Origin of the sequence: Rhodanobacter sp. LX-99 (assembly GCF_018599185.1) — a bacterium.
Lineage (GTDB): Bacteria > Pseudomonadota > Gammaproteobacteria > Xanthomonadales > Rhodanobacteraceae > Rhodanobacter.
Map to the genome: position 1 here is coordinate 319,789 of NZ_JAHFVL010000001.1, position 16,441 is coordinate 336,229.

28 protein-coding genes are annotated in these 16,441 nt (G+C 64.8%); 1 reads left to right on the forward strand and 27 read right to left on the reverse strand.

Annotated features, from left to right (window positions below; all coding sequences use genetic code 11):
* From KK131_RS01480 to KK131_RS01610, 27 genes are all read right to left on the reverse strand, one after another.
* Positions 1–333 carry a hypothetical protein gene (locus tag KK131_RS01480; RefSeq protein WP_214554770.1) on the reverse strand — a complete coding sequence of 111 codons (333 nt, stop codon included), beginning with the start codon at positions 331–333 and terminating at the stop codon, positions 1–3.
* 2 nt (positions 334–335) lie between these two features.
* A complete protein-coding gene (locus KK131_RS01485) occupies positions 336–1,349 on the reverse strand; it encodes a DUF2184 domain-containing protein (protein WP_214554772.1) in 1,014 nt (337 codons plus the stop codon).
* A gap of 76 nt (positions 1,350–1,425) precedes the next feature.
* Positions 1,426–1,914, reverse strand: coding sequence for a hypothetical protein (locus KK131_RS01490; protein WP_214554773.1), 489 nt, complete (start codon positions 1,912–1,914; stop codon positions 1,426–1,428).
* 12 nt (positions 1,915–1,926) lie between these two features.
* On the reverse strand, positions 1,927–3,366 hold the full coding sequence (locus KK131_RS01495) for a DUF2213 domain-containing protein (protein ID WP_345777231.1): 1,440 nt from the start codon (positions 3,364–3,366) through the stop codon (positions 1,927–1,929).
* On the reverse strand, positions 3,267–4,016 hold the full coding sequence (locus KK131_RS01500; RefSeq protein WP_214554774.1) for a phage minor head protein: 750 nt from the start codon (positions 4,014–4,016) through the stop codon (positions 3,267–3,269). The genes KK131_RS01495 and KK131_RS01500 overlap by 100 nt, the downstream gene beginning before the upstream one ends.
* Positions 3,925–5,424 carry a DUF1073 domain-containing protein gene (locus KK131_RS01505; protein WP_214554775.1) on the reverse strand — a complete coding sequence of 500 codons (1,500 nt, stop codon included), beginning with the start codon at positions 5,422–5,424 and terminating at the stop codon, positions 3,925–3,927. The genes KK131_RS01500 and KK131_RS01505 overlap by 92 nt, the downstream gene beginning before the upstream one ends.
* Before the next feature lie 7 nt (positions 5,425–5,431).
* Positions 5,432–6,985, reverse strand: a complete 1,554-nt coding sequence (locus KK131_RS01510; RefSeq protein ID WP_345777230.1) for a TerL protein — start codon at positions 6,983–6,985, stop codon at positions 5,432–5,434.
* Positions 6,986–7,026: 41 nt separating this feature from the next.
* Positions 7,027–7,509, reverse strand: a complete 483-nt coding sequence (locus KK131_RS01515; protein WP_214554776.1) for a terminase — start codon at positions 7,507–7,509, stop codon at positions 7,027–7,029.
* A gap of 2 nt (positions 7,510–7,511) precedes the next feature.
* Positions 7,512–7,670: a hypothetical protein gene (locus KK131_RS01520; RefSeq protein ID WP_214554777.1), complete on the reverse strand. Its 159-nt coding sequence runs from the start codon at positions 7,668–7,670 to the stop codon at positions 7,512–7,514.
* A gap of 1 nt (position 7,671) precedes the next feature.
* Positions 7,672–8,202, reverse strand: coding sequence for a hypothetical protein (locus KK131_RS01525; protein ID WP_214554778.1), 531 nt, complete (start codon positions 8,200–8,202; stop codon positions 7,672–7,674).
* Positions 8,202–8,459: a hypothetical protein gene (locus KK131_RS01530; protein WP_214554779.1), complete on the reverse strand. Its 258-nt coding sequence runs from the start codon at positions 8,457–8,459 to the stop codon at positions 8,202–8,204. The genes KK131_RS01525 and KK131_RS01530 overlap by 1 nt, the downstream gene beginning before the upstream one ends.
* Position 8,460: 1 nt before the next feature.
* On the reverse strand, positions 8,461–8,778 hold the full coding sequence (locus KK131_RS01535) for a hypothetical protein (protein ID WP_214554781.1): 318 nt from the start codon (positions 8,776–8,778) through the stop codon (positions 8,461–8,463).
* Between the two features lie 5 nt (positions 8,779–8,783).
* On the reverse strand, positions 8,784–9,260 hold the full coding sequence (locus KK131_RS01540; RefSeq protein WP_250887149.1) for a hypothetical protein: 477 nt from the start codon (positions 9,258–9,260) through the stop codon (positions 8,784–8,786).
* Between the two features lie 540 nt (positions 9,261–9,800).
* Positions 9,801–10,328 (reverse strand): hypothetical protein, encoded by a 528-nt coding sequence (locus tag KK131_RS01545; protein WP_214554783.1) that lies wholly within the window; start codon positions 10,326–10,328, stop codon positions 9,801–9,803.
* Positions 10,325–10,549 carry a hypothetical protein gene (locus tag KK131_RS01550; RefSeq protein WP_214554785.1) on the reverse strand — a complete coding sequence of 75 codons (225 nt, stop codon included), beginning with the start codon at positions 10,547–10,549 and terminating at the stop codon, positions 10,325–10,327. Before KK131_RS01550 ends, KK131_RS01545 begins: the two co-directional genes overlap by 4 nt.
* 160 nt (positions 10,550–10,709) lie before the next feature.
* Positions 10,710–10,925, reverse strand: coding sequence for a hypothetical protein (locus KK131_RS01555; protein ID WP_214554787.1), 216 nt, complete (start codon positions 10,923–10,925; stop codon positions 10,710–10,712).
* Positions 10,922–11,371 (reverse strand): hypothetical protein, encoded by a 450-nt coding sequence (locus KK131_RS01560; RefSeq protein ID WP_214554788.1) that lies wholly within the window; start codon positions 11,369–11,371, stop codon positions 10,922–10,924. The genes KK131_RS01555 and KK131_RS01560 overlap by 4 nt, the downstream gene beginning before the upstream one ends.
* Positions 11,371–11,895, reverse strand: a complete 525-nt coding sequence (locus tag KK131_RS01565; RefSeq protein WP_214554789.1) for a RusA family crossover junction endodeoxyribonuclease — start codon at positions 11,893–11,895, stop codon at positions 11,371–11,373. Before KK131_RS01565 ends, KK131_RS01560 begins: the two co-directional genes overlap by 1 nt.
* Complete coding sequence (locus KK131_RS01570; protein WP_214554790.1) at positions 11,892–13,190, reverse strand: DnaB-like helicase C-terminal domain-containing protein; 1,299 nt, start codon at positions 13,188–13,190, stop codon at positions 11,892–11,894. The genes KK131_RS01565 and KK131_RS01570 overlap by 4 nt, the downstream gene beginning before the upstream one ends.
* On the reverse strand, positions 13,187–14,080 hold the full coding sequence (locus tag KK131_RS01575; protein ID WP_214554791.1) for a hypothetical protein: 894 nt from the start codon (positions 14,078–14,080) through the stop codon (positions 13,187–13,189). Before KK131_RS01575 ends, KK131_RS01570 begins: the two co-directional genes overlap by 4 nt.
* 2 nt (positions 14,081–14,082) lie before the next feature.
* Entirely contained in the window at positions 14,083–14,358 is a 276-nt protein-coding gene (locus KK131_RS01580; protein ID WP_214554792.1) for a hypothetical protein, read from the reverse strand.
* On the reverse strand, positions 14,355–14,525 hold the full coding sequence (locus tag KK131_RS01585) for a hypothetical protein (protein WP_214554793.1): 171 nt from the start codon (positions 14,523–14,525) through the stop codon (positions 14,355–14,357). Before KK131_RS01585 ends, KK131_RS01580 begins: the two co-directional genes overlap by 4 nt.
* Positions 14,522–14,668 (reverse strand): hypothetical protein, encoded by a 147-nt coding sequence (locus tag KK131_RS01590; protein ID WP_214554794.1) that lies wholly within the window; start codon positions 14,666–14,668, stop codon positions 14,522–14,524. The genes KK131_RS01585 and KK131_RS01590 overlap by 4 nt, the downstream gene beginning before the upstream one ends.
* Positions 14,669–14,673: 5 nt before the next feature.
* Positions 14,674–14,811: a hypothetical protein gene (locus KK131_RS01595; protein WP_214554795.1), complete on the reverse strand. Its 138-nt coding sequence runs from the start codon at positions 14,809–14,811 to the stop codon at positions 14,674–14,676.
* Entirely contained in the window at positions 14,808–15,020 is a 213-nt protein-coding gene (locus tag KK131_RS01600; RefSeq protein WP_214554797.1) for a hypothetical protein, read from the reverse strand. Before KK131_RS01600 ends, KK131_RS01595 begins: the two co-directional genes overlap by 4 nt.
* Positions 15,017–15,352 carry a hypothetical protein gene (locus KK131_RS01605; RefSeq protein WP_068091270.1) on the reverse strand — a complete coding sequence of 112 codons (336 nt, stop codon included), beginning with the start codon at positions 15,350–15,352 and terminating at the stop codon, positions 15,017–15,019. Before KK131_RS01605 ends, KK131_RS01600 begins: the two co-directional genes overlap by 4 nt.
* Before the next feature lie 221 nt (positions 15,353–15,573).
* Positions 15,574–15,834 (reverse strand): helix-turn-helix domain-containing protein, encoded by a 261-nt coding sequence (locus tag KK131_RS01610; protein WP_214554799.1) that lies wholly within the window; start codon positions 15,832–15,834, stop codon positions 15,574–15,576.
* An 84-nt stretch (positions 15,835–15,918) separates the two neighbouring features.
* Here KK131_RS01610 and KK131_RS01615 point away from each other — a divergent pair, with 84 nt between their 5' ends.
* Entirely contained in the window at positions 15,919–16,425 is a 507-nt protein-coding gene (locus KK131_RS01615; protein WP_214554800.1) for a helix-turn-helix transcriptional regulator, read from the forward strand.
* Positions 16,426–16,441 lie beyond the last annotated feature (16 nt).

Consider the following 16,441-nt stretch of genomic DNA (forward strand, 5'->3'; position numbering starts at 1 on the left):
TTACTTCTTGGCTGCAGCTTTCGCTGCAGCTTCTTTGGCGGCTACCTGTTCGGCTGCCGCGGCTTCGGCGGCTGCCTTTTCCTCAGCCTCCATCCGCTCCAGTTCTTCGGCATCGGCCTTTCCCTGCGCAGCCTTGGCCTCGGCCGCAGCCTCTGCATCGGACTGCTTCACGCCCTTGGGCACCTCGGCCGAATGCGCCTTGGTATACCAGTGGTCGGCGATGTCGGCTTCCAGGCGCTGCACGCCCGCCTCGATCTTCAGCAGGATCTGCTCACCCTCGCGCACGAGAGTGAGGGTGAACGCCTTGGTGATGTTGACCAGTTTGTTCGCCATGATCAGAACCCATCCGCGTACTGTGCGGTTTCCGGATAGACCCACTCGACCGCGCCCAGGCGGCCATAGTAATAGGTCAGCTGGCTGATACCCCGGTACTCCACCGGCGTGCGCTGCAGCGGGACCAGCGGGAAGCGGACCCGGTTCTGATCCTGCGAGTAGGCCACCATGCGGTCGGTGCTGCCGGCGCCGCGGCCGGTCAGGAACTTCATCGGCACGATGTCCAGCGGGACGCCGTTGACCGCGTTGGCCAGCGAGTTGTCCTTGAGGAACTGCAGGATGCTGATGTTGCCGGCCGAGCTGACCTTCTGGCTCACCAGGTAGCTGTACTTCGCCGGCGGCAGGCCCAGCTTGCCCGGCACCACCGCGTAGCCCGAGGCCGCCCACGCCGCATTCAGCACGGTGTTGACGTCGGCGAGGATCTCGTCCGGCGTCTTGCTGGTCCACAGCGGGCTGGCCGAAGCACCGTTGACGACGTTGGTCGCGGTCACCAGCGGCGAGTTCAGCAGGCCGTACAGGCCCAGGATGCCGTCGCCGATGTAGACCTGCTCGTCCACGTCCATGTTGTACTTCATCTGCATGCCAGCGAACTTCTGCTGGTCGACCGGCCGGCCGAGCTGCTGCGCCGAGGCCAGCTCCGGCAGGGTCCAGCCAAGCTCCATGCCCCACAGGCTCAGGGGATAGGCGGTCTTGCCGATGTCCAGCGCAATGCCCTGGATGGCGGTCGCATCCTTGCCGATCCAACTCTTTCCGTTCGGCGATGCGCCGCCGGCGGCGGCGAAGCTGGAGTTGGTGAAGCTCGACACCTCGTCGGCGATCGAGACGTCTTCGCGCAGGTCGATGTCGCGCGACCAGGTGACCGAGGCCAGGGGCTCGTGCAGGCGCTGGTCCAGACGCTCCAGCTCACCGACGAGGAAGGCACCCGCGCTGTCACGGGTGGCCTGATCGAACGTCATCAGACCCGCGTCACGGGTGTATGCGTTCCGTACGGAACGCGGGAGGATCAGTTTGTTCATGGTGCGGTTCTCCGGATCGCGCCCACAAAAAAGCCGCCCTGAAGGCGGCTCATTGCGTGGCTATTTGTGGGTTGGATCAGATGTTGTATTCGATCTCGACGTTGCCGTTGGCGTCGCCGGCGTTGGTGAAGGACACGCCGGTCAGCGCGACGGTGTGCGTGCTGTCGGCGACCGCCTCGATGCCGCCGACCACCTTGGCGCCGGACGGGGTGTCGATGCGGACGTACACGGTGCCGCCCTGCGCCGGCGTGCCGGCGTTGCACTTCACCGTCATCCAGCCGCGGCGCAGGATGTTGGCCGAGCCGCTGGTCGGCGGGGTGGCCGTGCCGATCGGCTCCTGCGCGCTCTGGGTCGGGTACGGCCGCACCAGGAAGCCGTACAGGCTGGTCGCCACGTCGGCGGCGGCGAACGGCACCACCTTGCCGCTGACCAGCTTCACCGGGAGGCCGTAGGAGGCGAACGGGAGGCTGGCGTTGAAGAACTGGGTCTCGATGGTCGAGTCCAGTTTTCGGCTGACATCGCCCGGGATACCGGACGGCATGCGGTACAGATATGCGTTGGACATGTGTCCTTCTCCTCAGTGATGGATGCTGGTGCGCTTGGCCCAGAAATCCCGGTTGGTTTTGTTGAGCGACGCGACGTCCGTGGTCTTGCCGAAGTCCTTGACCGACACCGATACGCGGGTGTGGTTGTCGTTGTTGCGGGCCTTGATCAGGTTGGCGGCACCGACGAAGGCGGCGTGCAGCATCGGCACCGGCAGCTTGCTGAAGTCCGCAGTCTGGCCGCCCAAGAAGAGCTCGATCGCCGCTTTGCCGTCGTCGGTCTTGTACGCGGTGTCGAGCGCACGGCGCTGGCAGCTGCACAGGGCCTGCGCGCGCTGGGCGTCGGTGGTCTTGGCGTCGAAGGTGGGCATCTTGGTGCCCGGAGCGAGGATTTCGGCCAGCGACGGGATCAGCTTCGCGGCGTCGCCGGTGTAGAGCTTCACGCCAGCCTCGTCGAGCTTGCCGGCGGCTTCCGGCTGGGTCAGGTCGCCCGCATCGTCGGTCTTCTTCTTGTCATCGTCGTCATCGTCTTCGTCGCTGTCGTCGGCCTTGGCCTTCTTCAGCTCCTGGATGTCCTCGTCCATCGCGGTGAGCTTGTCGAAGATCTTGGACAGCGCGTCGCTGGTCCTGCCTTCCTTTTCCTTGGCCTCGCGCGCCGCCTTCTCTTCCTCGGACTCCTCGTCCATGGATTCGGCTTCACTGGCCAGCTTCTCGACCTCGTCCGCGTCCTTCGCCTTGAACGCCCGCATCAGCAGGTCGCCGAACTTGCTCTTGCCCGTTTTCTTTGCCATGTCTTCGTCTCCGATTGCGCACCGCGGGCCACAACGGCCTCGCTCGACGAGCGCTACGTGGTTGCCAACGATGTTGCGCTGTACCGCGCGCCCCGGTTCTGCCTGGTCGTAGTCAGCCTCGTAGCCGTTGCTGACCTCTTCGATGCCATCGTCCTGCACGGCCTTGATGGCGCCCTGCTCGGTGATGAGCAGGTCAGCGAGCATCAGGTCGTCCTCGATGCCGGTGCCGCGGCGCACGTTGAACATCGTGCCGACGGCGAAGTTGCGGATATTGGCCGGGCCCACGAACTCGTCCGGATGGCTCAGCGTGACCGGCTTGCCCTCGAAGCTGGCAATGGTCTGCGGACGGAACAGATCCTCCGGTCCGCGCGAGACGCGCACGATGCCGGTGTTGTCGCCGGCGATCATCTCGCCGTCACCGCCGACGATCTCGCCCTCGGCGTAGAGCATCTCGCCGGTACGAGCCACCGGCACGTCTTCGCACAGCAGGTATCCCTCGGGCGTCAGCGATCGCTTCGGGCCCAGCTTGGACACGGTGTAGTACCGCGACGCGCCGGACGGGTCGAAGTCAGTGGTCTTCATCATCAATCCTCGGGAATCACCGGCTCCGGGTAGCATCGGCAGTTGTAGATCTGCCCGGCATGCGTCGTGGTGCCATCGGAAAGCGTCGGCGGGGAATCCCACCGGACGAACTTCCCGTTCATTTGCTTGTGGCTGTGCCGCACGTCTGCGTCTCCTGACGTACGCCAAACGTAACCTTCACTTCCAACGTGCTCGGCACGCGCCTGGGTGAGCGTCGACGCCGTGCGCGCCACCTCCGTGCGTGCGATCAGGTTGGCGCGTCTCACCGACACCTCGCCCGACCGCGCGATCTCCTTGGCGATCTCCTTCGCCCGGGTGCTGTCCTCGATGCCGGCCAGCGTCAGCTCGTGCACGCGCTGCGCCGCATCCTTCGGCAGGGACGTGATCAGCGTGACCTGCTCCTGCAGCAACTCCTGCATGCGCGCGCCGGTCGGCGCGGTGCGAATCTCCTTGCGCAGCTCCCGCGACATCGCGTCCGAGAGCTGCTCCCACATGCCGCGATCGCGCGCGTCGACCTCGGCCAGCATCTGTGCTGCGGCGCGTTCCGCCCAGGGCGACAGCGCTTCGGCGTACTTGCCGAGCAATTGCGTGATCGTCGGTACCGCTGCCGGATCGCCAGCGGGGAATCCGTTGATCAGGTGCCCGACCTGGACGGCGACCTTACGCAGCTGCGATGCGTAGCGAAGCTCGGCCCTTCGGGTTGTCGGCGCCTGCCGCTTCTTCTTCCGATCCCGGAACTGCAGGGTTTGCATCAGGATCAACCTCGCTGACCGGCGGCGGCGCGTTCTCGGCTACCTTGATCATCTCGTCGGTGATGTTGGTGAACAGGCCCGTGATCTTGCTGAGCTGCTTCAGCTCCTTGAGGCACGTCGGCAGGTCGATCACCGCGGAATCGAATGCTTCCAGAACCGCCTGCGTGGTCGCCGTGGCGATCGCCGACTTCTCGGTATCGGACATGCGTTGCAGGCTGTTGAAGCTGAAATCCCATCCCTTTGGCATTGCTGTGCCGAGCACGGAACGGGCCATCACTTCGATCAGGCGCGTCAGCGGCATACGCAGCCGGCGCTCCTGCTTCGTGTTGATGCTCTCGTGGTACTGCTTCATCTCGCCGTCGCCGGTGGAGTTCAGGCCGGCCGGCGACTGACCGAACAATCGGGTGAGCGGAATCTCCGCCGCGCCGGACAGCTGCTGCGCCATCTGCAGCATGACGTCATCCAGGCCGGCGAACGTGTACTGGTCGACCTGGAACTCGTCGGACGCATCCAGCAGGGTGAGTCCTTCGTTGCTCTGGTACCGGCGGATCATCTCGATCTGCTTGATGAGACCCTCGAAGGCCGGTCCACCCAGCCCGATGATCTCGCGCAGCTTGTCGACCTTGAGCGTGCGCAGATGCGCCTTGTAGACGAGCTGGGCGGCACCCTGCGTGGTGCTGTCGAACGCGAGCAGGCGGTCGAAGAGACGCTCGATGACCGACTGGCCCCACAGGTTTTCGCTGATCTTCTGCCAGTACGGCAGGTCGACCCCGTCGATGCGCAGCACCCGGCTGTAGTGGATCCGCTGACGCTTCAGCGCCATCGAGTCGGCGACCACGTCGTAGAACTTCGGCTTGCCGAGATCCGGACCGAGTTCGGTGACCAGGTTCTCCAGCGACGGCTGCACCAGCCAGCGATCGAGCACCAGAAGGCCCTTGAACTGCCCCTCGCCGACCGAGTCCGTGCGCAGCGGCGTGTCCATCTTCTGGCCGTCGATCAGCATGACCGCCAGCGCGCCACCGTAGAGCCGGCCCCACTTGATCGTGTCGCACAGCGCGTCCCAGATCTGCAGGCGCTCCATGGCCTGGTCGAAGGTCTGTTGATCGTCCGGGCTCAGGTCCGAGGTCACCTCAATGCCGGCGCGCGTCATGTCCTCGGCGACGCTGTCCACGACGGCGCCGACGATCCAGCTGGAGCGGTACATCGCCTCCATCTGAACGCGGTTGCGGCTGATGAAGTCGAAACCGTAGCTGCCGCCCGAACTCTGGTTGTTCGTCTGAATGCCGACACGCGCCTCGAAGTTCTGGAAGCTGTCCGCGGTGTAGCGTTTCGCGCCGGCCGACGCGCGCGCCATCGGCGTCCGCATCGCGGGAGGTGCCGCGTTGCGTTGGCGATTGCGCTTGCTCATCGTGTCCTCATGCCGCCAGGGCGGCCCAGATGTCCAGCGCACGGGCGCCGGGGTGGTAGTGGATCATCACGGCGTCCGCCAGGTTCGGCGAACGCGTGCCATCCGGAGCCTTGTCGATCACGACCTTGCCCACGGTGTTGATGCTGTACGTCGGCTGGGACAGCTCGGTGATGAGCCGCGCCAGGTTCGGCAGGGCTGGATCAATCGAGATGATCGCGTCCGGGTCCACGGCCATGCCTTCCACGACGGCGCGGTAGGTCTGCTGGAACCGAATCCGCAGGGACCACCACGACTGCGCCTTGAAGTTCTGGAAGAAATCCTTGTTCTTGCGCTTCGACACCATCTCGCCGTCCGGGTCGACGACTTCGCCGGACCCTCGAAACGGTTCGGCGCGGCGCTCCGTCACGCCGGCTTTCCGGCGCTGGTCATTGATCACCCGTGCATCACCCCGAACGCCAGCGCCCAGACCGTCCGCGTCGTAGTCGAACCGCGCGTAGTCGTGCGCGTCGCACAGGGCGAAGGCCTTCTCCACGGTGCCGAAGATGTCATCACCCTTGCCTGACCACTCCTCGAGCACGTTCAGCAGGATGCCCTGTCCGCCGGCGAAGGCGTTCTTGTCGACGCCCTCGTCAGCCACGTCCAGCGCACCGGACCCGGCGCCCGTGGGCGTGATTCCCAGCTTCAGGTGAGCGCCTATCGCGGCCTGCACCCAGGTTGATGGGATCACCACGCCCTCGACCGAGGCCGAGTAGTTGATGTCGATTTCCTGCGCCACCGTCACCGGGTCAAGATCGGCGACCTGCTTGGCGTACCAGGCGTCGTCCTTGCGCGGATCGTCGCGCCAGTGGAAGGTGAAGACCTTGACCCTGCCGCTGAAGCGCTTCTGCGCGAAGACGTTGGCCCGCCCGTTCGGCGTACTGATGTCCTGCTGGCAGTTCGTCGTCTGCGACAGCGCCGCCTCGACCAGATGGGCGCGCTCCAGGAAGGCGTGCTCGTCCACGATGTAGAAGCTGGCGCGGTCACCGCGACCGATGCCGTCGCCGGCCTCGCCCGTCATCACCGACCCGCTCTCCGGGAACACCAGCCGCATGTGCGGGGCGTGCCGTTGCCGATCCCACCCGCCGCGGAACTCCTCCGGCAGGTAGGTCATGAACATCCGCGCCTTCTCGAAGAGCGACTTCGGCGAGCCGATCTTGTCGACGTACTCCTCCTTGCGCGATCCGAACCCGGCCACGACGCCGTCGTTGTGCAGGCAGATCGAAGCCGCCGTGCCCACCGTGAGCCACGACATACCCATGTCGCGGGTCTTCTCCGTGAGTCCGCGTTCCTGCGCGCGCCACCGCTCCACGAACCACTCGACCCACTCCTCCTGCTTCGGGAACAGGACGAACGGGATGATCGCCGGCAGGCCGCGCTCCACGTTGCGCGGGTCGAACGTGAGACCCCAGTCGATGATGAATTGCGCCGGGTGATCCCGGTAGAACTGCTTCATCGCCGGAATGGCGGAAGGGTTCTTCCTGATCCGTTGCAGGCGCTCCATGCGCCACTCGAACACCGGCACGTAGTCCGGCTTCTTGAAGTCAAAGGCGAACGGAAGCGGCATCAGGCCTCCGCCTTCATCATCTCCTGGTAGATGCGCGCGGCCTCGATGGGGTCGGTGGCCGAGGTCACCACCGAACGATTGGCGGTCTCGATCGGCGCGCCGGCCGGACCGGTCAGCTCCTGCCGGCTCACGTCCTTCCACCCGGCGCGGTTCTTCAGCCAGAAGATGGCGGCGGTCACCGATGCCGGGATGTGCTCCATCGTCTTGGCCCGGACCACGGTGCCGTTGTGCTGGAAGATCTTCTCCACCTCGTGCTCATAGCCGACGGCGCGCTGGAAGAGCGAGGCGGCAACACGGTCATCCGGACCCTTCTTGCCCAGCTTCATCGCCTTGGCGAAGTCGGGGTAATCGGACTTCCAGCGGTACAGGGTGCGATCGGAGACGCCGAACACGTCGGCCATCTCGATGTCGGTCAGCCCGTGGGTCGCGAGCTTCTTTGCCTGCGCGACGTATTCAGGTTTGAAGGCGGTCGGGCGAGCCATGATCAGATATCACTCTTCGGCGGCAACCGCTCCCGCGGCGCTGGCACGGTGGGCTTGATGCTGGCCTGCCACTTGCGGTCGGCGTTGATCTCGGCCAGCAGCCAGACGATCACGCCGATCAGCAGCAGGGCGGCGATGATGATGGCGACGAGGGTGAACATGTCAGTGCTCCCGGCGCTCGGCCGCCAGCACCGCCTGCAGCCCAGTCACTTGTGCACGGAGCTGGAGCTCGCGGGCGTCGGCGGCGTCACCGATTCGAACAATTCGGATCGCAGCTGCAACCCTATCGACAAGGGCTTGGGTGGCGGCTGCATCAGCGGCGCGGGAACGGGCGGTAGCGGCGGAGACTTGACCAGCACCGGGGCACATGCCGGCGTTGCGCAGCCGGAGAGAGCCGCCAGCAACACCAGCAGCCACGGAATCAGCAACAGCGGGAGCTTTCGCATGGACGGCAGCCTCGTATTTCGCGCTCAGCGCGTTGAATTCGTCCCGCATCGCCGCGGACGCAATGTCGTTCTGAGCCTGAGCTTTGGCGACGGCCTGCTGCTGAGCGACCTGTGACGCGTCCCACTTCGCCTGCACAGCGGTCTGGCCAGCCCGGTAGCGGGTGTGCCCGTAGTAGCTCACGCCGACCACCAGCAGCAGGATCACTGCGGCCAGTGCGATCAGCTTGGCTTCGATGCTGGCGAGCATCACGCATGCTCCGCGTTGTCGTCGTTTTCCGGCTCACGCAATGCAGGCTGGTCGATCACTCGCGCGACACCGGCCGCACCAGCACAGCCCAGATCAGTCAGCGCCAGTGCGCCCTTGATCCACTGCGGGATGGCCGGCAGCCAGTCCGGTGGCAGCAGCGCATAGGCGGCGATGATCGAGCTGAAGAACGCGGCGGCGATGATGAAGCGCATCGACCACAGCCGGTGAGCCTTGCTCGCGTTCGGGATCAGCTTCATCTCAGCGCCTCGTCTGCTGCAGTTCGCGAATGTCGGAGGTGTTGCGCTCGATCTGCACCTTCGCCTCGGCCATGGCGCGGGTCAGGCCAGGCACGTCGGCAAGCTGCTGGCTCAGGGTCTGCAGCTGCGCATTGGTCACGGCTTGCTGCGTCACGACGGTCTGCATCGTGTTGGCCTGGATTTCCAGGCGGTTGTCGAAGCTGTGGAACACGTAGCCCAGCAGGAACACCAGCAGCATCACGGACCCGGCGATCACCCAGCGTTCCACTGGGCCGAGCTTGAACTGCATGTGGTCGCCATCGGCACGTGTGATTTCCATGGGCGTCATCCAGCCGCGTCCAGCGCCGCGGCATAGTTCGCCGGCCACGCTTCAGGCCTCGGCTTTCCCGGGCGCCAGTTGCGCTGGTAGTACTTCCACGCGCCGTCCGCATCGCCCAGCTGCGGCAGCGGGTTCGCATCGGTCCACAGCAGCAGGCGGGCGAAGGCGCAGGCCAACTGGTCGTCGCTCAGGAATGCGGCGTAGACGTCGCTCTCGACCGGCGCCATGGCGCGCAGGCCGCAGAACGCGCGGGCGTAGGCCTTGCTCGCCGGGTGTGTCAGCACGCCACGAATGCCGCCGCCCTGCTCGAACTGCCAGTACGACCTGGCTGGGCCGCCGCTCTGCTGGCGCGTCAGGAACCCTGATTCCTGCAGCCCGATCGCCAGCATCTGCACGCGTGCCGGCTTGCCGTCGAACTTAGCGGGCAGCAGGTGCGACATCGTCAGCTCGACGATGCCGGCGCCCGTTTGAAGTGCGGTCATCGCGCGGATCCTGTGTGAATAAGTGGTCGCCGGAGAGTCCAGCGACCGAGGGCGTTCGGTGACGAAGTGCCCCAACTTCGGATCAGGCGGCAATGGCCTGGTCGTACACGCTGTCATTGGCAGGTGTAGGTTTTGCGCCGATTACGTCGGTCGCCTTTCGTGCCGCGTCCCGTATCTCTACCGCCAGTCGAAACCAGGTCAGCCCCATCAGATGGAACCTGAGACGTAGCCTCTTTCAGCTCGCGTTTCGGTTCTCTCAAGTCCCATCTGGTGGAGCTGGCGGGAATCGAACCCGCGTCCTAACGGCTTACATCAGGGCCGAATTACGGCCATTCGCAGTCGTGCCAACGACGACAACGCTCTGCATTTGGATGCCGCAGCCCATCGCCGCCTTATGGCCTTTGTGGGCGTTGTCCCGGTGAAGCGATGCGGCAAGCTGAAACGCAAAAACCCCGCCGTTTCGGGCAGGGTTTCGGGTAATGGTTCGGCGTTGGTGGCAACTTCGCCTGTAGCGAAATCTAGGCATTTACCCCCTTGACGTCAAGTCCCCTCTTTCGCCGCGGGCAAATCGTGGTAGTCGGACCTCGGCCTCCCGCTCGCAAACTCGGCCCGGTCGATCGCGCTCTCGCACTTCATCCAGAGCCAGCCGGCACCGATGTTGACTAGGGCCAGATAGTCCGCCGGCCGAGTCTTCGGTCGCTTCGGCTCCAGGCCGTGCACCGCCAGCTGGTAGGCGGCGTGCGCGGTGATCAGCAGTCGCGGGGCATTGCGTTTGCCGAGTACGCCGGTTCCACGCTCAAGTTTGCCGGCTAGCCACTGCACGATCTCGCGCTGGCGGTCGTCGATCTGCAGAGCGATCGAGTACACCAGCCATGGGCCGACGTCGCCGGGATGCGTCTGCGCCAGTTTCAGCGCCAGCAGCATCTCGGCCTCGGCGGTCAGTTTGCGGGAGCTGAAGGGCGTGCCGCCACCCGATTCTGGCGTGGTGAACGTGGACGACCCGAGCAGTCGGCCCAGTCGCTCCATCAGCATCGGGCGGTCCTTGCCGAAGAGTTCGTTCGTGGTCATGGCTTGCCCTTGGTGAGTGTGCTGTGATCGGGCTCAAACTGCAGCCCCGGCGTGCTGGTGCAGCGCGGGAAGGTGCGGCCGAACGTCGGACAGATCGCCTTGCCCAGCACGACCTCGCGATGCGTGCAGTGCGCGCACGGATCGCGGTAGACCTCTGCCAGGTGCCGGCGCGCGATGGCGAACTCGGCGGAGCGCTCTGGGCGCGAGTACGGTTTGGTCACGCATTCGTCCATCGCAGGCAGACGTCAGACTTGAACCAGCAGCAGCCCAGCCACCAGTGGCGGCCGCGCGAGTCGCGCCAGCTGCCGACACGAACGGATGGCGTGAGGTACAAGCTGGAATATCCAGCACTCCACTGCGCACGCAGAACGACGTTGCGGATCATGCTTTCACCTGCCAGTGATGCGCCAGAAACTCGCCCTTCTCCCGCCTGACGATCTTCCGCACCAGCCCGCGGCGGTGCATGGCCTTGAGTGCCGACTCGCAGCCCGTGAACGTCGTGCCGACGCGTTCGGCCAACGTGTAGGCGTCGATCGGCTCGGCGAGGTGCGGCAGGAGCTTGGGCGCGATGGTTTCGCGGGGTGGGCGGGTGGTCATGCGGCCACCAGCAGCGACGGCACGATGAACGTGACCCAGAAGAGCCCGTCAGAGCACGGCCCGACAATGCCGGCGTCAGTCAGCGACGGGTCCCAAGCGATTCGATTGCCACAGCCTATGACTGCGTGATTCACACCGGTTCGCGACCGGCCGCCGAGCAGGTAGTACGCCTTCGGGTTCAGTGAGCCCACCGCAGCGAGGACGTCATCAAGCTCGCCGCCATACGCGACGTGAACCTGCGCGAGACCACGCTCTGCGAGCCACGCCTCAGCTTCAGCCGTCTGCGAGTGCTTGGCGGCGCGCCCACTTGCGTCGAAGTCCGACACACCGAAGTGTGGAACAGCTGCCGGCTCCAGGTCCAACAGGCATGCGATCGATGTACGAAAACAGTCGCCGATCTGGCCCTCTTCGGGCTTATGTCGATACAGTTGCTTGCGCTCGATCATCAGAACAACCCCGGCGCGATCGCTTCGCGCTGCATTGGCGAGATCGTCACGACCACGCGGGCGCCGTGTTCGTCGGGGTCCATGCGATCTTTCACGATGCGGTGGTGCTGCTTGTCGTCCGCCCAGGCGATGCCGTTCAGCGCATCGCTGAGCACCTTCTCGCAGTTGCCCAGGTCGATGCACTGCACGGTGTCGGCCCAGTAGTCGGGATCCTTGCGAGCGCGCTTCGCCCAGTCGAGTGGACGATGCGGGTAGAGCTTCAGCTCGACGCAGACGCGGCCAGGCAGCGGACGAACACCTGCAGCGATCGCCAGCTTCGCGCAGTCGTCGCGGTACTGCTTCGCTTCCGGCGTGACGTAGGTCAGCGCCATCGGGCGGCGCGAGCCCTTGGGCGTGATGATCCTGCTGGCCCAGTAGCGGTTCGCGCTGATCGGGTACGGCAGCACCAGCGTGACCGGGGCGACGACTCGCGCGGGCGCGATGCTGGCGGGAATGGCGTTTTGGGCCTGACTTAACTGGTTCATGCAATACCTCCAAGGGAATCCTCGTACTCGCGCGAGAGGTCACCGAACGTCATCGTCGATCCCTGCCAATGCACGTCGATGTAGCCGGTCGGCCCGTGGCGGTTCTTCTCGACGATCACGCGGGCGGTGTTCTGGTCGGCGTCCTGGCTGTAGTAGCCGGCGCGATAGATCATCAGCACCTGGTCGGCCTCCTTCTCGATCTCGCTGGAGTCGGACAAGTCGCCCATTTTCGGGATGGGGCTGGATCGACCCTCGACGGCGCGACTCACCTGAGCCAGCACCACCACAGGGATGTCGAGATCGCGAGCGAGGTTCTTTAGGCCCCGTGCAACAAAGCTGACCTGCTCGTATTTCCGTTCGCCTTCGCCTCCGATCCGCTGCAGGTAGTCGACGTACAGCGCCTTGATGCCGTGCTTGTGCTTCCAGCGGCGTGCGACGCGAGACACCTCGGCCATGTTGGGCGCGGAGCGGTCGAGGAACCACATCGGTAGCGCGGCATTCGTGGCCACGACGCCGTAGAGCTGGCTCCATTCGAAGTCCTTGAACTGCGCGTTCCGGAATTTCTTCGAGTCGATGTTCAACCCCGAGGACAGCATGCGCAGGGCCATCTGCTTGACGGGCTGCTCGCCCGAGATGATGCCGACAGGATAGCCATCCTTCGCGGCGGCGCGGGCCATGCCGAGCAGGAACGAGGTCTTGCCCATGGCTGCTCGACCGCCGATGACGATCATGTCGCCGCGGTGAAGACCGCCGAGCTTCTCGTCCACGTCGACCAGGCCGGTCGTGACGCCGGGGAGCTTGCCGCCGCTCTCGTGGATCGTGGTCAGCTCCTGGAACGCGGCGTTCGTCGCCTGCTTGGCGTCCCACTCGTGGTTCTGCTCGACGGCGTGCAGGTTCATCAGCGAGGCGATGGCCTGATCGACGGCCGCTTCGTCGGTGGACTTCAGTAGCTCCATGCCGATGTCGCGCGCCTTGCGCTGACGCCAGGCGGTGCTGATTCGGTGCGCGTACGGTTCCGGGACCGGGGTCAGCATGCCGCTGTTGCCGATCTCCAGCGCGAGCTGCCCGATGGACGGCTGCCCGGCCTGCTCGAAGTGATCCATGAGCGAGACCGGGTCGATCGGCTTCGCTTCCTGCGAGCGGGTCTGGATGGCGCGCAGGATGTCGGCGTGCTGCTCGCTGGCGAAGTGTTCCGCCACGATGTTCACGCGCCAGCAGTCACCGGGGCGGAGCATCATCGTCGCCAGCAGGATGCGCTCGATTTCGAGGATGGTCGGCTCGTTGGGGCGGCTCATAGCGGCCTCGACGAGGCAGGGCTGTCATTGGCCGCGGTGTGCGCAACGCCCGTTCCCAGGCTCTCACCTGCCCGGCGAATCCAGTTGCGCCAGGTGGCGTCCCAGTTGGCCTTGACGGCGTTCTTTCCGGTAGCGGCCAGCCAGTAGTCCCGGAACTTCGGTGCTTCGCGGCGCGGATCGACGCGGGGGTCGGCGTCTTTCGCCAGCGCTACCCGGTCGGCGGTTAGGGTCCAGTCGTCGGGTAGCCGGGTGCCCCTCGAACGGTTCGATGGTTTCTCGTGCTCTTCCGGTAACGGAGACGGAGACGGTAACGGAGACGGAGACGGGGCACTCGTTTTTGCTGCCACCCGCATGCCACCCGCAGTGCCAGAATCTGCCAGTGGCACTCGTCGATGTGCGCTTGGCAGTTCATTGCCAGTGCCAGCAGATGATTTATTCGTGCCCGTGGCAGTGTTATCAGTGCCAGTAGCACCATCCAAGCACTGTTCTCCGATGCGCTTGGCATACTCCGGCATCATTTGGGCAGCCTGCTTTCGTCCGTGCTGTTTGCACACCGCCGCCCATCGCGACTTCTCGCTGCGTGCTTCGGCTCCTGCGGCCCACGGGTTGTGTTCGGCCCAGTCATGGATGCGATAGGCGCCCTCTTCCCCATCAAGGAAGCCGCAGTCCTTGAGTGCTGTGACGAAGGCGTTCGGCTCGCCTCGCCAGTCCACGGAAAGCTCGATGTCTTCGGTCGACAGTCCGGCCAGGTCGCCGTCGGAGCGATTGACTGCCGTCCACAGGAACAGACAGACCGTGTACCAGGCGCCACCATCACCGAGGCGTCGGATGACCTTCTTCGTCTTGGGGTGCGCCGGCAGACTGGTGCTGATTCGTGCATCGGAAGTCATGCTCAGCCCCTGACCCCGAAGTGCCGGATCATCGCCTTGGCGAAGTCCTCGATGACCAAGGGCGTCACCCATGGCTTCTCGGACAGCTGCCGAAGCCAGCGCAGGATGTCGTCGCGTTCTGTGCAGCTGCTGATCGGGATGCTGTAGAGATTTCCGTACTGCTCGGGATGGTGGACGTCGAAATGACCTTCGTCGATCGTCACAAGGCGCGGGCGTTGCTGTTCGCGGATCATGCTGTCCAGGTAGTCGGATGCTGGTCGTAGCCCTTCGTGATTCATGCTGCGGGCCTCAATTCAAGTTCGGGTTGCAGGTCGAGTGGCGGAATATTCAGCGCAGCGCGCGCGGCGGCCAGCTCTTCCGTGGTGTGGCGTTTGTCGGCCATGGCGAGGCATTTCCGCGCGTGGGCGGCTTGTCGTTCGAACCAGGCATCGGAATAGCGGGTCATGGCCGGGAGGCTCCTGCGGCGAGGTGTGGCGCAGCAAGGACCAACCGCCGCACCTTCTCGCCGCCCTGCCCGTCCACCCGAAACTCCCGCAGCGCCAGCCAGGTTCGCAGCCAGATCGCGCGCTCGATGATGTTGAAGGTCATCCGCATCACCATGACCTCCGGATCACCGCGACGCGGCCACTGCACTCCGCAGCGATGCGTCGCGCCTCGGATCGGCTCTGGCAGATCAGCACGAGCTCGTCGGTGTCCGGGTCGTACACGCACCAGGCGATAACGTCGCTCATGATTGACCGTCCAAGTTCGGGTTGTGGGTGTGGTAGTCGTGTTCAGCTTGTTCGTAGCGGACTCGGGCCTCCCGCCGCACGCGCTCCTGGGTGTTGAGGTAGTAGCGCTGCTGGGCGATGGCGTGCTTGCACTGATCGGCGATGGCGCGGTCGACGTCGGATAGCTCGAACGGGATGGGGTCGTTATGGCCATGGTCGGAAATGTTCACGCAGCCTCCTTCACCAGCCGTTGCAGCTGGGCGACAAGGTCAGGGATGGCGGCAATGGCCTGCTGCCTGAGCGTCGCCGAGTCCTGCAGGTGACGAGCCGCCCAATACAGGGCTGGCGTGGTGTCGCCGAACTCGGTCATGTACTTCTCGATCAGCGACGAATCGAGGTTGCGCTCGCCGCTGAGCATGGTGCTGAGGTTGGATGGCGCCACATCGCACGCTGCCGCCACCCGGCCCAGCCCGCGCTGGTAGACGCAGGCGGCGAAACATTCGCGCATGTCGCGGTAACGCTGGGCCAGGCCGGGCTCCAGACTGAGGCTCAGTTGCTGCATGAGAATCCCCGATACGATGTGTTATCAGCCGTTATCAGCCGGGTCGGGCAAATTTTTTTGCCATGACCATTCAAGAAACCGAGACCCCCGCGCATGCCCGACAAACCGACACCGGACGAGCTGTTGGAGTGGATCCTGGAAGCCGAGGAGATGGACGAGCCGACGTTCGCCGAGTGGTTGGCGGAGTAGTCGGAGAAGCCGAAGGCGAGCTGACGCACGGTCTACGCCGCCTCTTGCTTCGAGGGCTTGGTGCCCTGCCCGTCGGGCTTGGGTGGCGCCTCGCCGAACACATCGGGGCGCAGCTCATAACGCGTGACCGCGCCGTCGGTCGCCTGCTCAATGGCAATGCAGCGCTCGGCCGGGGCGCGAGGATCGTCGCCCCTCGTCCGCCAGTTGCTGACGACGGATTGGCGAACGCCAAGTTTCTCAGCCAGTGCGGTGACGCCTCCGGCGTGGTCGATTGCTTTGTTGAGTGGGTTCATAGGTGCCGATCATCACGGTTTGTGTTGTTTGAGTCAACACCAATCGTGTTAGACGGCCATCACGGCTCGTGAATCAATAGCGCCATGAAATTCGCAGCCAACTTAAAGCGCCTCCGCAAGGCGGCCAAACTCAGCCAGGAGGGGCTTGCTCTCGCCTGCGGGTGGTCAGGGCAAAGTAGGGTCGGCAACTATGAATCCGGCCTTCGAGAGCCCGAACTCGACGAAATCCCCACCATCGCCCGAGCCCTTGGCGTCCAGGTTGGCGAGCTGTTCGGTGAGGCTCCAAGCCATTCGCAACCCGTGCGACTCGACCCTCTGATAGTTCGCCGTGTCGCCACCGCGTTGTCGGAAAGATACAAGAGCGATGGCGGCTACAGCCTTGCGGATAAGGCTGAGGAGTTTGTCAGGGCGTATGAGCTTTGGGTTGGCATGTCCGATGCTTATGACGAACCTGAGATCTTCAATCTGGTCATCCGTCACGCAGACTTATCGCCACAGGGGGCGAGCGGGAATGAACGAGGAAGTCAAGATGCGGCGCCTGCTGGCGCTGTTACAGAAGGAATTCGGCCCAGTCGAAAGCGCAACGCCTAAGCTGAGGATCGTCAAG

Coding starts and splice junctions, on each gene's coding strand:
- KK131_RS01480 (WP_214554770.1), bottom strand. CDS start 333: ATGGCGAACAAACTGGTCAACATCACCAAGGCGTTCACCCTCACTCTC.
- KK131_RS01485 (WP_214554772.1), bottom strand. CDS start 1,349: ATGAACAAACTGATCCTCCCGCGTTCCGTACGGAACGCATACACCCGT.
- KK131_RS01490 (WP_214554773.1), bottom strand. CDS start 1,914: ATGTCCAACGCATATCTGTACCGCATGCCGTCCGGTATCCCGGGCGAT.
- KK131_RS01500 (WP_214554774.1), bottom strand. CDS start 4,016: ATGCAAACCCTGCAGTTCCGGGATCGGAAGAAGAAGCGGCAGGCGCCG.
- KK131_RS01505 (WP_214554775.1), bottom strand. CDS start 5,424: ATGAGCAAGCGCAATCGCCAACGCAACGCGGCACCTCCCGCGATGCGG.
- KK131_RS01515 (WP_214554776.1), bottom strand. CDS start 7,509: ATGGCTCGCCCGACCGCCTTCAAACCTGAATACGTCGCGCAGGCAAAG.
- KK131_RS01520 (WP_214554777.1), bottom strand. CDS start 7,670: ATGTTCACCCTCGTCGCCATCATCATCGCCGCCCTGCTGCTGATCGGC.
- KK131_RS01525 (WP_214554778.1), bottom strand. CDS start 8,202: ATGCTCGCCAGCATCGAAGCCAAGCTGATCGCACTGGCCGCAGTGATC.
- KK131_RS01530 (WP_214554779.1), bottom strand. CDS start 8,459: ATGAAGCTGATCCCGAACGCGAGCAAGGCTCACCGGCTGTGGTCGATG.
- KK131_RS01535 (WP_214554781.1), bottom strand. CDS start 8,778: ATGGAAATCACACGTGCCGATGGCGACCACATGCAGTTCAAGCTCGGC.
- KK131_RS01540 (WP_250887149.1), bottom strand. CDS start 9,260: ATGACCGCACTTCAAACGGGCGCCGGCATCGTCGAGCTGACGATGTCG.
- KK131_RS01545 (WP_214554783.1), bottom strand. CDS start 10,328: ATGACCACGAACGAACTCTTCGGCAAGGACCGCCCGATGCTGATGGAG.
- KK131_RS01555 (WP_214554787.1), bottom strand. CDS start 10,925: ATGACCACCCGCCCACCCCGCGAAACCATCGCGCCCAAGCTCCTGCCG.
- KK131_RS01560 (WP_214554788.1), bottom strand. CDS start 11,371: ATGATCGAGCGCAAGCAACTGTATCGACATAAGCCCGAAGAGGGCCAG.
- KK131_RS01565 (WP_214554789.1), bottom strand. CDS start 11,895: ATGAACCAGTTAAGTCAGGCCCAAAACGCCATTCCCGCCAGCATCGCG.
- KK131_RS01570 (WP_214554790.1), bottom strand. CDS start 13,190: ATGAGCCGCCCCAACGAGCCGACCATCCTCGAAATCGAGCGCATCCTG.
- KK131_RS01575 (WP_214554791.1), bottom strand. CDS start 14,080: ATGACTTCCGATGCACGAATCAGCACCAGTCTGCCGGCGCACCCCAAG.
- KK131_RS01580 (WP_214554792.1), bottom strand. CDS start 14,358: ATGAATCACGAAGGGCTACGACCAGCATCCGACTACCTGGACAGCATG.
- KK131_RS01585 (WP_214554793.1), bottom strand. CDS start 14,525: ATGACCCGCTATTCCGATGCCTGGTTCGAACGACAAGCCGCCCACGCG.
- KK131_RS01590 (WP_214554794.1), bottom strand. CDS start 14,668: ATGACCTTCAACATCATCGAGCGCGCGATCTGGCTGCGAACCTGGCTG.
- KK131_RS01595 (WP_214554795.1), bottom strand. CDS start 14,811: ATGAGCGACGTTATCGCCTGGTGCGTGTACGACCCGGACACCGACGAG.
- KK131_RS01605 (WP_068091270.1), bottom strand. CDS start 15,352: ATGCAGCAACTGAGCCTCAGTCTGGAGCCCGGCCTGGCCCAGCGTTAC.
- KK131_RS01610 (WP_214554799.1), bottom strand. CDS start 15,834: ATGAACCCACTCAACAAAGCAATCGACCACGCCGGAGGCGTCACCGCA.
- KK131_RS01615 (WP_214554800.1), top strand. CDS start 15,919: ATGAAATTCGCAGCCAACTTAAAGCGCCTCCGCAAGGCGGCCAAACTC.